The organism is Borrelia hermsii DAH, assembly GCF_023035675.1.
Taxonomy (GTDB): domain Bacteria; phylum Spirochaetota; class Spirochaetia; order Borreliales; family Borreliaceae; genus Borrelia; species Borrelia hermsii.
Genome location: NZ_CP073136.1, coordinates 460,653 through 475,022, shown reverse-complemented (window position 1 = coordinate 475,022; position 14,370 = coordinate 460,653). Strand labels below are relative to the sequence as shown.

Genomic DNA, 14,370 nt, shown 5'->3' with positions numbered 1-14,370 from the left:
ACATTATTTATCATAAATCCTATTCTTTCATTTGGAATGGCAGACTACATGAAAGATACAAGTAATAACATAGACGCCAAAATTTCTTCCTTCATAATGAGTCTAGCAATTATTGTAATATCATCTAGCCTCCTTGGTAACTTAGTGAGCAAATTCGGAATCCCAAAGGTAATAGGACAAATAACAGCAGGCATACTTCTAAGTCCAACATTTCTTGGCAAGATTAAAATGCCTTTATTATTTCCATTAGGCATCATTAGTGTTGGTGAGAATCACTTAATAAATGAAGAGATATTTGCTATTTCAACAATAGCCTCAATCATACTACTCTTTATGGCGGGTCTTGAAACCAACTTAAAATTATTCCTTAAATTCTTACCACGTGGGGGACTAATAGGAATAACGGAAGTCATTGGTACTTTCACAAGTTTTGCATTAATATCTACTATTTTGTTTGATGTACAATTCATTAGCCCCACAGCTCTTTTTATAGGAATTATTGCAACACCTTCTTCTGCAGGAATTGCTGCAAGCATACTATCAGCCAAGAAAAAAATGAGTACATCAGAAGGAGTTACAATAATATCAACTTCAATAATTGATGATGTTCTCTCAATGATTATGCTAACAAGTGTAATAACGATAACAAGATCACTCTCAGATCTTGATATCGCAATCTCAATCACAGCAACAATTAAGAACATACTAATTTGGTTCTGTCTAACATTTATATTGATCTTATTATCAGAACCAATTTCAAAATTACTCAAAAGTTTTAATAGTGTAACTTTAGCAACCGTGATAACTATTACTTTCACCTTTATTATTGCAAGCTTTTTTCAAAACATAGGAATGTCATTTGTAATTGGGGCTTACATATTTGGACTTGCCATGTCAAAAACGGATATTGTATGTGTAATCCAAGATAAATTAACAATATTTGAAAGATTTTTTATACCAGTATTTTTTACGTCAATAGGGCTTATGGCCGACATTAATGTAATATTATCAAAAGAAGTCTTAATACTTGGAACTCTGCTCAGTCTCATAGCCATAGCAACAAAACTCGTATATTGTTTCATTCCATCATATTTCTTAGGCTTTAACAAGCTAGGTGCACTAAGAATAGCTTTTGGAATGGTTCCAAGAGGTGAAATATCATTAATTATCGCAAATGTAGCACTTTCCTCTGAATTTATAAGTCAAAAAATATTTGGAATGATAATAATTATAGTCTTCTTGCCAACAATCATTGCAACACCAATAATAAATATTCTATTCCAAATAAATAAAAATGGATTAAAGAAAGAAATTAAAACAGAAAAAAATACCCAAATCACAGTATCATTTAAGTATGACAACCTAACAAAAATACTTGTATGGGATTTAAAAAATGAACTTAGAAACGAGGGATTTTTTACTCAACAAATAAAAAATGACTTCTCACAATACATAAATGCAAGACGCAATGATATTGCACTCTCAATAAAAAGAGAAGGAAGCAAAATTACATTTGAATGTCCAAACAAACATCTAATTATCATACAAGATTTATTTAGAGAAACTATTTTAAACTTAGAGAGAATAACTGAAGAAGTTAAAACTGTCTCTGTGAAGGCACAAAAATTAGACTACTCAATAAATTATGATAAAATACGCAGTAACATCACTCTAAATAAAAGAATTAAAAAGGAAAATATTATTTTAGATTTAAAAGCAACAAATAAAATTGAAGTATTAAGAGAACTACTCAGTGTAATAAAAGTGGAAATTGATAAAGAAACAATATTACAAGACTTAATGGAAAGAGAAAAACTTATAACTACAGCCCTTAAAGAAGGATTTGCAATACCTCATTTAAAGACTAATTTAATTAAAAAAATGCATATTGCTATTGGAATCAGTCATGATGGAATTGATTTTAATGCCATTGATAACAATCTAAGCCATATATTTATATTAATACTATACCCAGCAAAAGAGCATGTTAATTATCCACGCATCTTATCATCTATTGTGGGTAAGGTTGGTTCTAATAAAAAAGCAATGCTTAAAGCTAAAACCGATAAAGAAATTTATAATATAATAGTAGGATAAATTATGTTCAAAACCATTAGATGCAATCAAATAAACGATAAACTTGTAAACCAAAGGATAGAAATAAATGCCTGGGTCAAAAAAATAAGACATCACGGAAAAGTTACATTTATTAATCTTAGAGACAGATATGATGAAGCACAGGTACTTGTAAGTGATGAAAATCTTTTAAAGATAACATCTCAAATAAAGATGGAATACTGCATTAAAGTTCAAGGAACATTAGAGCTTAGACCTTTAGAGCTTGCAAATAAAGAAATGAAAACAGGAGCATTTGAAATACTTGCAGAGAATATAGATATAATCTCAAGATGTAATGAACTACCCTTTATGATTGAAGACAATAATAATGCAAATGACAATGCAAAACTTGAATATAGATATTTAGATTTAAGACGCGAAGAACAAAAACAAAAAATAATATTAAGAAGCAAGGTAACACATATAATTAGAAATTACTTAACAAAAAAAGACTTCCTAGAATTAGAAACCCCAACATTTGTCAAATCAACCCCAGAAGGTGCAAGGGATTTCCTTGTTCCATCAAGAATACATAAAGGACACTTTTATGCACTACCACAATCACCACAAATTTATAAACAACTTACGATGGTAGCTGGGCTTGATAAGTACTTTCAAATAGCTAGATGCTACAGAGATGAAGATTCAAGGGGCGACAGGCAACCAGAATTCACACAACTTGACCTTGAGATGAGCTTTATAAAAAAGGAAAATATATTTAAATTAATGGAAAACCTTATGTTCACCATTTTCAAAAATACATTAAATATTGCCTTACCCAAGAAATTCAAAAAAATGACTTACAAACATGCAATGAATACATATGGAAGCGACAAACCAGATACTAGGTATGAATTATTAATACAAGACATGAGTAAACATTTTAAAAAATCTTCATTTAATGTCTTTCAAGACATGCTACAAAATAAAGGCACAATAAAAGCACTTATCATAAAAAATCAAGCTCATAATTTTTCAAGAAGCAAGATTAATAATTTAGAAGAACATGCCAAAATTTATAAGGCGCGTGGTCTTTATTTTGCGAAAATAGAAAATAATGAATTTTCAGGAGGAATTGCCAAATTTTTAAATGAAATAAAACAAACTTTAATTGAAGCTTATTCACTTGCAAACAACGACATAATATTTTTTATAGCTGATTCATGGGAAACTGCTTGCAAAGCCATGGGACAAGTTAGAATCAAGATTGCAACTGAACTTAATCTCATAAACAAGAACATATTCGAGTTTTTATGGATTTATGATTTTCCGTTGTTTGAGTATGATGAAGATACAAAAAGTTATCAAGCAGCCCACCATATGTTCTCACTTCCCAAGCAAAAATATATCCATACTCTAGAAAGCAATCCAAGTAAAGTCTTAGGAGAAGTTTATGATCTTGTATTAAACGGCATGGAACTTGGTTCAGGTTCAATCAGAGTGCACACAAGAGAACTTCAACAAAGAATTTTTAACATAGTGGGATTTAAAAACGAAATAGCAGAAGAAAGATTTGGTTTCTTTTTAAAAGCATTAGAATATGGTGCTCCTATTCATGGTGGGATAGCCATTGGAATTGATAGGCTTTTAATGCTTATGACACATTCAAGTTCAATAAAAGATGTAATACTTTTTCCAAAAAATTCATTCGCAGCCAGTCCGCTCGACAAATCTCCTTCTAGGATTTCAAATGAACAACTAAGAGAATTAAATTTAACAATTGAAAATTATAAAAATTAAGGATGCCATGGCATCCCTTAATTACAACTCATTAAAAGCCACAAAATTTATTCAATTACAATCTTTTTCTCTTGGGTTTTCTCAACAACTTCCGGCTTTTTAGGAAGATTAATAAGCAAAACACCATTTTTTAGTTCTGATTTGATTTTATTTTGATCAATATTTCCAGACAATCTAAAACTTCTTGAAAAAGAGATATCTCTTCTCTCTACTCTCAAGTACTGATCATTTTGCTCTTCCGCCTCATCCTTACTCTCATAACTTATTGTCAAATAATCATTTTTAATTACAATTGATATATCGTCTCTTTTTATCCCCGGCAAGTAAGCTTCAAGAGCAAATGACTTTCCCTTATCCTTAATATTAACTGGAACATTTTGAACGCCTCCAGAACGCATAAAATCAAAATCATCATTCAAAAAATCTATAAAACTTTTCTTATAATTTGTTAACCACACATAAACCTCCTTTTTACCAATTCATATAAAATCCTATGCAAAACCATACCACGCATTCAATTTTAATATTGAATTAATATAAAAATAAATAAACAAAAAGCATAATGATGATGAGCATTGATGAAACATTAAATATAATAAGACGTACATTTATTATACATAAACACACATAAATAAAAAAGTCGCCTCTTTAGGCGACAAAACTCAAATTCTTAATTACACTTATCTCAATTTCTATTAATATTATTAAGGTTCTTGCAAGCAAGCTTTACACGTTCCTTCATGCTAATCTCAGATTCTCTAAGCCACACTCTTGGATCATAAAATTTTTTATTTGGAACATCAGCATCACTACCATCACCAAGCTGCCCTTGTAATCTATTTTCATTTTTCTTGTAATAATTTAATAAACCTTCCCAAGCAGCCCACTGAGCGTCTGTGTCAATGTTCATTTTAACAACACCATAAGAGAGTGCTTCATGGATCTCTTCCATTGTAGATCCAGAACCCCCATGAAATACATATGAAACAGGTTTTGGATTGCTTGAATTAATCTTTGATATAACATAATTTTGTCCGTCTCTTAATACTTTAGGAGTAAGTTGAACATTCCCAGGCTTATAAACCCCATGAACATTTCCAAAAGCCGCTGCAATTTGAAAATTAGGACTAACTTTCATAAGTTCAGAATACCCATAGTAAATATCCTCAGGAGTTGAGAATAACTCATGCTGTGCTCTATCTGAATTATCAACGCCATCTTCCTCACCACCAGTAATTCCAAGCTCAATTTCCAAAAACATTTCGATCTTGGACATTCGCTCTAAAAATTTTTTTGATATCTCAATATTCTCTTTAATTGGCTCTTCAGATAAATCTAACATATGTGAGGAAAACAAAGGTCTTTTATGCTCTTGATAATATTTCTCCCCATACTCTAAGAGTCCCTCAACCCAAGGAATTAATTTCTTTGCACAGTGATCTGTATGAAGCACAACAGGCACTCCATAATACTCTGCCAGCAAATGAACATGCATAGCACCAGAAATGGCTCCAAGTATAGAAGTTCCCTGAGGTTTTTCAACCTTGAGTCCCTTACCACAAACAAAAGCAGAACCACTATTTGAAAACTGTATCATAATAGGAGAATTAATTTCTTTAGCTGCTTCCAAAACAGCATTAATTGAATTTGTGCCTACACAATTAATTGCAGGAATCGCAAATCCTTCACTCTTGCATATTTCATATAAAGTATGCAGGTCTTTACCATAAACCACTCCAGGCTTAATCTTATCTAACACACCCACCTACAATACCTCCTTCCTCATAAATTGACATATATTTTAATATATTTTTATTATATACCTTAAAACCCAAAATTGACTCTACTTTTAAAAAACAAAATCTTAAAAAAACAACAAATACAATAATTCCATGCCACAGATACACAACAATACACTACTTAACTATCTTAGATTTATACCAATGTGCGAATTTTTTTATCCCCTCTTTAATAGAGGTTAAGGCCTCATAAGCAAAATCATTCTTAAGTTTTGAAATACTACAGCAACTCTCCACAACATCTGCTTTTTGCATGGGCAAAAAATTTTTACAAGCTTTATTTCCAAGATTTGTTTCAAGCTCATCAATAAACTCCATAAGCTTAATAGCATGTCCAGTACCTATATTGTATATCTTATAAGGAGCAAGCGAGCTTGAGGAATTGGGATTTTGTGTATTAAAATTACGATCACTCTCAGCTGGCTTTTTAAGTACACTATAAACACCATCTACAACATCATCGACATAAGTAAAATCTCTAGCCATATTTCCATTATTAAAAACATTGATGGGAGTTTGTTTTGTAATACCATCTGCAAATAAATATAATGCCATATCAGGTCGTCCATAAGGCCCATAAACCGTAAAAAATCTTAATCCTGTTGTCGGAATGTTAAAAGATGAACTGTAAGCATGTGCTATGACCTCATTAGATTTTTTGCTAGCTGCATATAAATTCAAAGGATGATCTGTAATGCTATCCTCATCTGAAGGCATCTTTTCATTTATTCCATACACTGCAGATGTTGAGGCATAAACAAAATGCTCAATATGACTTTTATGTATTCTGCATGCATCTAAAACATTAAAAAATCCAACAATATTAACTGAAATATAACTATCAGGATTTTCAATACTATCTCTAATACCGGCCTGAGCTGCTAAATGACAAACATGCGTAAATTTATACCTAGAAAAAAGAGATAAGACTTGCTCTTTATTTAAAATATCAAGACAAATAAAACTTAAATTATCATATTTATTGCTTTGAAGAATTTTTTTACCACATATATTCTCACGATCAAACCCTAAAGCTTTTAACCTTTCATATTTCAGATTAGGTTCATAATAATCATTTATAACATCAACACCTAAAACCTCATGCCCATTATCAGCAAGCCTCTTGGCAACATGAAATCCAATAAATCCTGCAATACCTGTTAAAAACACTCTCATACAACAACTTCCATCAATTACTACATAAACAATAAATTGACTATCTTAAATCCCTATAACCATAAAGCACCAACTAATTAAATATCAGTTGTTATAGCTTAAGCAAAATTTAAAGTTAAATCATCGGCCTACAAACATTAGAAGTCAAAATTTTACTTCCTAACATTAGCATCCCTTTTTTGATAACTACGAAAATTATTATTATATTTACTACTCCTAACATAAGAAATTCTAACTCGCTTTAAATTTCCATCTCCCTCACTCTCTGTCTTAATATCATTATAACGATTTAAAGTAGTATGAATAATTCTTCTCTCAAAAGGATTCATTGTCGGCAAAAGAATAGAACGCCTACTTCTTTTAACCTTATGTAAAGAATTTATTGCCAAATTAATAAATCTTGATTTGAATCTTTCTCTATAATCCTCAATATCTAATATTATTCTATTAAAATTACCATTATCTCCAATAAGTCTAGATACGTAAACATTTGCCAAAAGCTGCAAAGCATCCAAATTTCTTCCTTCTCTTCCAATTAAAATATTTGGACTGTCTGTCTTAATAGAAATTTTAATATACTCACCTTCTCTAGATTCAATCTTTAAATCAACATAATACCCCATTTTATTTATCATTTCCTGAATAAAATCCAAAGCCTTATTATAAACATCTTCATTAACTTGAACCTCAGATTTTAGTGAGTCTTCTCTCACATGAGGGGATACTTTTATCTTAATCATCTCTTTTTTAAATAAAAACCCAACCTTTTCCTTATCCAAAATCTCTACATCAAACTCGCCTTCTTTTAAATCAAGATCTCTCATAGCTTTTTTAATTGCTTCTTGTTCTGTTTTTCCATAAAACTCATAACTCATCTGTTCCTCCTTTCAGATACATTCATCTTTATATAGTATTGTTGCAAAATAGTAAAAATATTGGTTGTAATCCAATAGATTAAAAGTCCTGATGGCATATCATACAGTATGAAAAAAAACATAATGGGCATACCAAAATATAAAATTTTCTGTTGTGATCCAAGACTTTTAAAACTAACATTAGAACTAATTATTGTAGAGATTAACTGAGTAACCATCATAATAAAAGGTAAAATTCTAATATCAGTCCACATAAAAACTTTATACCCAAAATAATATATGCTATCACCAATTGACAAATCATCAATCCAGCCTGGAATAAAACTAGCCCCCCTTAGCAAAAAGAAATTATTCACAAGGCCATAAAGAGCAAAAAATACAGGTAGTTGTAAAAGAATAGGAAAACATCCTCCAAGAGGATTAACTCCTTCTTCCCTATAAAGTTTACCCATCTCTTCATTTAACCTTTTAGGATCATTTTTAAATTTTACTTGTATCTCTTTCATTTTTGGCTGTAATTTAGAAAGTTCTGCTGTAGCCCTAAAACTTTTAAAAGTCAAAGGAAATATAAGTATTCTTACAACAATTGTAAGAAACATTATTGAAAGTCCCCAATTAGGAATAACATTATAAAAAATTTGCATTATCAATTGCATAGGAACTTGAATAAAGTATAACAAGCTCTTCTCTACAGACATTCCAAATTCAACATTAGATAAACCAAAACTATTTAGATCCTCTTTATTAAAAAGATCTAAATATCCATTATCTTTAGGGCCTGCATAAATATAAAAGGTATCACTAATATTTTTATTACCTACTTTGTTTAAAATAAAAGCCTTTAAAATTTTACTTTCCTGTTTAAATTCAACATTCATATTTTCTTTTGAAACTAAAACTTCAAAATATTTAGTACCCGAACCAACCCACTTAGGACTAATAACACTTAAACCATCCTTACCATATCTAAGCTTAGTATCAAAATAAACAGCTTGAGATAAATAATTATTATATTGCAGCTTACCTCTCTCGCTTAACTTTTCAATATCAGAACTTAATACAAACTTATAAGAATCAATATCAGAATTATCATTAGCATCAATATTATTTAAAAAGATTTCAAGCTTGATTAAATATTCGCCTTTGTTTGAAAATGTATATCTCTTTATGTACTCATAAAACTTGCCATTATATTCAAAATTGGTCTTAAAATCATGCGTATAGTCATCTACTCTGTCGTATGAAAATAAATCTCTAGTTAAGTTATCAAGGGTAACATAAAAAAGACTCTCCCTATCCATATTAACCTTAACCATTTCTGTTGGTTCTTTCTCTAAATTTAAATGATCCTTAAGCTTTAGAGAAATTAAATCTCCCCTAAATGTCGAAAAAGTAGCATAATATATGCCAGTCTCAACATCAATGTCTTTAGAATTAGCGCTCAAGTTTAAAGCATAATCTTCATCAATTGAAGAATTATCAATATCAAAATCTTTATCTAAGTTAAATCCAATCTCCTTATCCATTACAGAAGGAGATTTGTGAGAGAAAAAGATATCATCAATAATCATAAAAATACCGATAAAAAATAAAGACAAATAAATGGCTCTTAAAATTCTTTTACTCTGACTCACATATTCCTCTTCATGATATACACAACTATATTCTTTAGTATCGTCTCAACTTCATGATAATTAACATCTGCTTTTTGAGGATAAACTACGAAAATAAAGTCAACATACCTATCTTTAAGTAAAGCAAATTGTTTTCTAAAACATTCCTTAAAAATTCTCCGAACACGATTCCTCTTAACAGCACCTTTAAAAATTCTAGGAAAGGTAACAAGTATTCTAGAGATAGCTAAACATGTAAACTCATAAAATACATTAATCCCTTCTATCCTAATAAATCTACCTTTTTTAAAAAGCTCTTGAATTTCTACCTTTGATTTTATGCTAATATTTCTTTCTTTCATCAGAAACAGTTAATTTTGATCTTCCCTTAGCTCTTCTTCTGGCAAGAATAAGTCTTCCGCCCTTAGTTTTCATCCTAGCCCTAAATCCAAATTTTCTGTTCCTCTTAACCCGACTCGGCTGATAAGTCCTCTTCAAAAAAGTCCTCCAATTAAAAACATTCTCTACTCATAAGATATAAGTTAAACACTACAATATTATATTATACAATTGCAATTGTCAATAAAATCATCTTATCAAAACCTTTATATCCAATATTTCAAGACCTGTAGACTCCTTTATTAATTTTATTATTTTTGATCTATTGAGAGAGATGCTATATAAAACACTTGAATTGCCTACAGTAACAAATAATATTTTATTATCTTTTAAATTCAATAATTTAACTCTATCTGCAAGGTCTTTAAATATAATTTGCCAACTTTGAGACAGTATAAAACTAGCATTAAGATTTTCATTAGCACATATATCTGAATCTAAATATTCTTTAAGTACATCAGCGGCTTTTTTAAAGCTCAATCTTTCCATTCTTAACCTTATATACTATAAAATTACTCTTTTGTTTAATATCATAACATTCATCTACAAACGTAAAGAAACATTGAGAATCCTTTGGCAGAATATCAAAAACTCTCTTCCGTCTCGTACTATCCAATTCCAAAAATACATCGTCAAAAAGCAAAATGGGAGCTATACCAAATCGCTTATTGAAAATAATGACCTGAACAAGCCTATAGATCAAAGCAAGTGCCCTGGTCTCTCCTGTTGAAGAATGATGGGTAAACACTCTCTCACCACTTAATATCTCATATAAATCTCTGTGCGGACCTATTAAAGTGCTCTCATTTAAAAATTCATCTTTTTCTTTTAAAAACAAAAGATGCAAAAATTCATCCCTCCCACAATATGCAACAGAAGGCAAATATTTAATCTCTAAATTATAAGAAACATCAAAAATCAATGAATAATAGTATTTAAAAAATTCATAAAAATGCTTGATAAAGTTTTCCCTCATTCTTATTATCTCAAGAGCATAATCAACAAATGCTTCATTATAAACTTTAAGCAAATCTCTATTACCTTGTTTTAAGATCAAATTTCTTTGCTTCAAAATCCTTCTATATTTCCTAAGAGAATCTAAATAACTTAAAGAAACAAGACTTATTGCCTGATCAAAAAACCATCTCTTCTTAGCAGGCTCTCCAATGATAAAGTCAGTATCATAATTTGAAAAAACAATAGCCGGAATATTTAATATCAAATCTTTCCTATCCTTTATAAGGCTATTATTAACCTTTATTTCTTTCTTCCCATTCCTAAATGATAAACTAATCTCTGCGTCCTTTTCTCTAGTTTTATAAAAACACTTTAAATAAAACTCAGTCTTGCCATATGTAATAAGTTCTCTATCGGTATTAACTAGAAATGAAGATGCAAAAGCAAGACAATAAATAGCATCAAGAATATTAGTCTTGCCTGAGCCATTTTCTCCATAAAAATAAATATTATTAAAATCAAAATTAATAACCTGGTTTTTTATATTCTTAAAATTAAAAAACTCAATTTTCTTTATCATCTTGCCAATAGAAAGAATTTTAGTTTAGTATCATGGGCATTATTAAATGAATGAAGTCAAAATTATCAGGTTCATTCAATTTTAATATACCTCCTCCACTGAATTTTATCTCTAACTTTGAAGTATCAAATACACCCATTGCCTCAGTAAGGTAAGCACTATTAATAGCTATAGCCTCCTCACTCCCCTCATAATCATAATTGGGATCTTGTATGAAAAATTCTCCCTTTCGTCCTGTAATTGGATCTTCTGCCATAAGTCTTAGTTGTTTACTGGAGAAATTTAGAATAACCTTTTTAGATCTCTTATCTGTGTAGGAATTTACCCTTGCAAGCCTATCTTTTAAAACACTAATCTCAACTAGTGATCTGTTTTGTTGTTCATTTGGTATGATACTCTCATAATCAGGATAGTTCCCATTTATAAGACTGCAAGCTATTTTATAATTATTGAACTCAACATAAAACTTCTTATCAGAAACCTTGAGCTTTATCATGCCTTCTCCTATCATCATTTGCTTTAAAAGGTTAAACATTTTAACAGGCACTATGAAGTTAATATCCTCTTCAAATACTAATTCGGTTTTATACACAGACATTCTATGCGAATTAGTAGAGACAAGTGTTAATGTAGAATCTTTGTTTTTTGTGAAATAAATCCCATTTAGAACATTCTTAGATTCATCATGTGATGCTGAGAATGAGATCTTGTTTATAATCTTCTTAAACTCTTTTTGGTTCAAATCAACTGTAAAATTATAAGTCTCTCCATTTATATCATAATTATAACTCTCAATATCTTCATTGGAAAAAGTGGGTTCACTTAAATGATCGTTTGTGCAATTCTCACTCTTATTTTCTGATTCTCCAATAATGTTTAGTCTGTTCTCGTCTTCTCTAAATTTTATTTTTAGTTCATTGTACAAATTTAGTGCCTTTACAGCATCTGAAAAGTTGGAAGCATTAATTAATACTTTGAAATTTTCTGTTGAAACAATTGGAATTGTACTTTCAAAGAAGATATTCCTATCTGTTGCTTTTATCGTAAGGTTGGAATTTTCTACTTCAAGCAACATTGCACTCCAAATATCATTTATGTTTCTGTTTAAAATTATGCTTTTGGCTTTTTCAATCTCATCTGAGATTTGTTCCGTATCGCAAAGTATAAATTTCTCACTCAATGTTTTACCTCCTTGTATTATATTATCATCTCTTCTTAGCTTTTATGAATGCAAATTTTGTTTTGATTATTTGTATGTTTTTTTATTATATTTTAATAGTTGTATTAGTAGGGGGCTGTCTAATTGTCTAATTCTATCTATCTCCTTATACCACAAGTAATAGTATATGTCTAATTGTTTGTGTTTTTTGATGAATTATTTGTTTGATTTGTTCAAAAGTATTTTGAATTTTATAGATTTTTTATTTTTTGTTTATTTTGTTCATAAGTTCTATGATTAAATTGTTAATTTCTAGGTCATTGTTTCTCTCTTTATCTATCTTATTTATTGAATAAAGCACCGTTGAATGGGTTTTTCCCCCAATGATTTTACCTATTTCAATTGTTGAAAGCTCTGTAAAATTCCTCAAAAGATAAGCATAAATGTGTCTTGCTTTTGTGATTTCAGGTTTTTTGCTGTTGCCTTCAATATCCTTATTTGTAAGCTTTAATTCCCTTAAGATAACTTTTTTTATGCTTTCAATGTTTATTTTGTTATGCGTATTTGTGTTATCGTTCTCATAAACTATTATCTCTTTAATTATTTTGTCTACTGTGCTAGTGTCAATTTCTATATCTTCAAGGTCTATATGAGCTTTTAATTTGGTTACCGCAGCTTCAAGATCTCTTATGTTTGTTGTAACTTTCTTAGCGACTAAGTTGAGAATGCTTTTTGGAACTTTAATTCCATCTTCTTCTGCTTTTTTTTCTATAATTGCTACTCTTAGTTCAAAGTTTGGTTTTGATATGTCGACATTTAATCCTCTTGTAAATCTGCTTTTAAGTCTATCTGTAAAATTTATGAGTTCTGAGGGTTGTCTATCGCATGTAAATACCATTTGTTTATTATCTTCATAAAGAGCATTGAAAGTGTGAAAAAGCTCTTCTTGTATACCTTCTTTTTTCTGTAAATCATGAATATCATCTAGTAGTAGCATATCTAGATATCTGTATTTCTTCTTAAATCTTTTTGTTTCATTTGTTTTTATGCTTTCTACAAATTCATTTAAAAAATTTTCAGCAGTTACATAAAGTATTTTAAATTCTTTATGTAATTCTTCTGTTTTATTGCCTATACTTTGAAGTAAATGTGTTTTGCCAAGACCAACTCCGCCATAAATTAGGCATGGATTATATTTTTTACCTGGATTTTTTGCGATTGATAAGCTTGCATTATATGCAAGCTTATTATTTGGGCCTGTAATGAAGTTTTCAAATGTGTATTTCTTTTTAAGAAAAGGATTTCTATATTTCGTGTGAATTTCTTCTTTCGTAGTGTATTGTTTTGTACTCTCTATTATGTTTTTAGTGTGAATTTTAAAGGTCGTTCTTTTTTCTGGTGAATCTTGTTGTGTAGAAATGTCTTTTAATGAGATATTTTTTGATTCCATGTTATGAGTCTTAGAGTCATTTGGTGAATTTATAAATTCAACATTAATTGTATTATGGCCTTTTTCAATGAGAATTTCTTTGATTCTTTTGGCAAATCTTTTTTCTACTTGATTTTTATGAAAAGAATTTGGAGCAGATATTTTTATATTCTCATCAGTTGCATCTATGAAATATAAATTTTCAAACCATATGTAAAATTCTTCTTCAGAAAGCTCTTTCCTTATTGCTGCTAAAATTAAGCTCCATATGTTTTTTCCCTCTTGCATATATTATCCTCGTTGATTTTGGCTTTTTATCATTATATCTTTTTTGATTATTAGTGTATGTATGTATAAGTATATAGTATAATAATAAACCGGAACATTATCTTAACTATTTATGGATCTTGAAATTTTATTGGTTTTAAGTCAAGTTGAATATGTCTTATAATTTGTGTTATTTAATGGATATTATATTGTTTTTAATGTAAAATTTGCTTATATCTATATTATGATTAATTGTGT

General features: G+C 29.6%; 13 protein-coding genes. 2 read left to right on the top strand and 11 right to left on the bottom strand.

What is annotated here, in order from left to right:
- The first annotated feature begins 36 nt into the window (after positions 1-36).
- The gene (locus bhDAH_RS02230) at positions 37-2,097 is read left to right on the top strand and encodes a cation:proton antiporter domain-containing protein (RefSeq protein ID WP_411431482.1); all 2,061 of its coding nucleotides are present in this window, start codon (positions 37-39) and stop codon (positions 2,095-2,097) included.
- Between the two features lie 3 nt (positions 2,098-2,100).
- A complete protein-coding gene (aspS, locus tag bhDAH_RS02225; RefSeq protein WP_012422212.1) occupies positions 2,101-3,858 on the top strand; it encodes an aspartate--tRNA ligase in 1,758 nt (585 codons plus the stop codon).
- A 47-nt stretch (positions 3,859-3,905) separates the two neighbouring features.
- Here aspS and bhDAH_RS02220 read toward each other — a convergent pair whose 3' ends face one another.
- The 11 genes from bhDAH_RS02220 to dnaA all read right to left on the bottom strand — a co-directional run bounded on the left by bhDAH_RS02220 (position 3,906) and on the right by dnaA (position 14,133).
- A complete protein-coding gene (locus bhDAH_RS02220; protein WP_012422211.1) occupies positions 3,906-4,316 on the bottom strand; it encodes an Hsp20/alpha crystallin family protein in 411 nt (136 codons plus the stop codon).
- A gap of 227 nt (positions 4,317-4,543) precedes the next feature.
- Positions 4,544-5,623, bottom strand: coding sequence for a class II fructose-bisphosphate aldolase (gene fbaA / locus bhDAH_RS02215; RefSeq protein ID WP_012422210.1), 1,080 nt, complete (start codon positions 5,621-5,623; stop codon positions 4,544-4,546).
- Between the two features lie 151 nt (positions 5,624-5,774).
- The gene (locus tag bhDAH_RS02210; protein WP_012422209.1) at positions 5,775-6,833 is read right to left on the bottom strand and encodes an NAD-dependent epimerase/dehydratase family protein; all 1,059 of its coding nucleotides are present in this window, start codon (positions 6,831-6,833) and stop codon (positions 5,775-5,777) included.
- A 152-nt stretch (positions 6,834-6,985) separates the two neighbouring features.
- Entirely contained in the window at positions 6,986-7,708 is a 723-nt protein-coding gene (gene jag, locus bhDAH_RS02205; protein ID WP_012422208.1) for an RNA-binding cell elongation regulator Jag/EloR, read from the bottom strand.
- The gene (gene yidC, locus bhDAH_RS02200; protein ID WP_012422207.1) at positions 7,705-9,342 is read right to left on the bottom strand and encodes a membrane protein insertase YidC; all 1,638 of its coding nucleotides are present in this window, start codon (positions 9,340-9,342) and stop codon (positions 7,705-7,707) included. Before yidC ends, jag begins: the two co-directional genes overlap by 4 nt.
- Positions 9,339-9,683, bottom strand: a complete 345-nt coding sequence (rnpA, locus tag bhDAH_RS02195; RefSeq protein WP_012422206.1) for a ribonuclease P protein component — start codon at positions 9,681-9,683, stop codon at positions 9,339-9,341. Before rnpA ends, yidC begins: the two co-directional genes overlap by 4 nt.
- Entirely contained in the window at positions 9,664-9,819 is a 156-nt protein-coding gene (rpmH, locus tag bhDAH_RS02190; protein WP_012422205.1) for a 50S ribosomal protein L34, read from the bottom strand. Before rpmH ends, rnpA begins: the two co-directional genes overlap by 20 nt.
- Positions 9,820-9,909: 90 nt before the next feature.
- Entirely contained in the window at positions 9,910-10,209 is a 300-nt protein-coding gene (locus bhDAH_RS02185; RefSeq protein WP_012422204.1) for a DciA family protein, read from the bottom strand.
- Entirely contained in the window at positions 10,190-11,257 is a 1,068-nt protein-coding gene (gene recF, locus bhDAH_RS02180; RefSeq protein WP_012422203.1) for a DNA replication/repair protein RecF, read from the bottom strand. The genes bhDAH_RS02185 and recF overlap by 20 nt, the downstream gene beginning before the upstream one ends.
- Positions 11,258-11,276: 19 nt before the next feature.
- Positions 11,277-12,437, bottom strand: coding sequence for a DNA polymerase III subunit beta (dnaN, locus tag bhDAH_RS02175; RefSeq protein WP_012422202.1), 1,161 nt, complete (start codon positions 12,435-12,437; stop codon positions 11,277-11,279).
- Positions 12,438-12,678: 241 nt separating this feature from the next.
- Positions 12,679-14,133, bottom strand: coding sequence for a chromosomal replication initiator protein DnaA (gene dnaA, locus bhDAH_RS02170; RefSeq protein WP_012422201.1), 1,455 nt, complete (start codon positions 14,131-14,133; stop codon positions 12,679-12,681).
- Between the last annotated feature and the right edge of the window lie 237 nt (positions 14,134-14,370).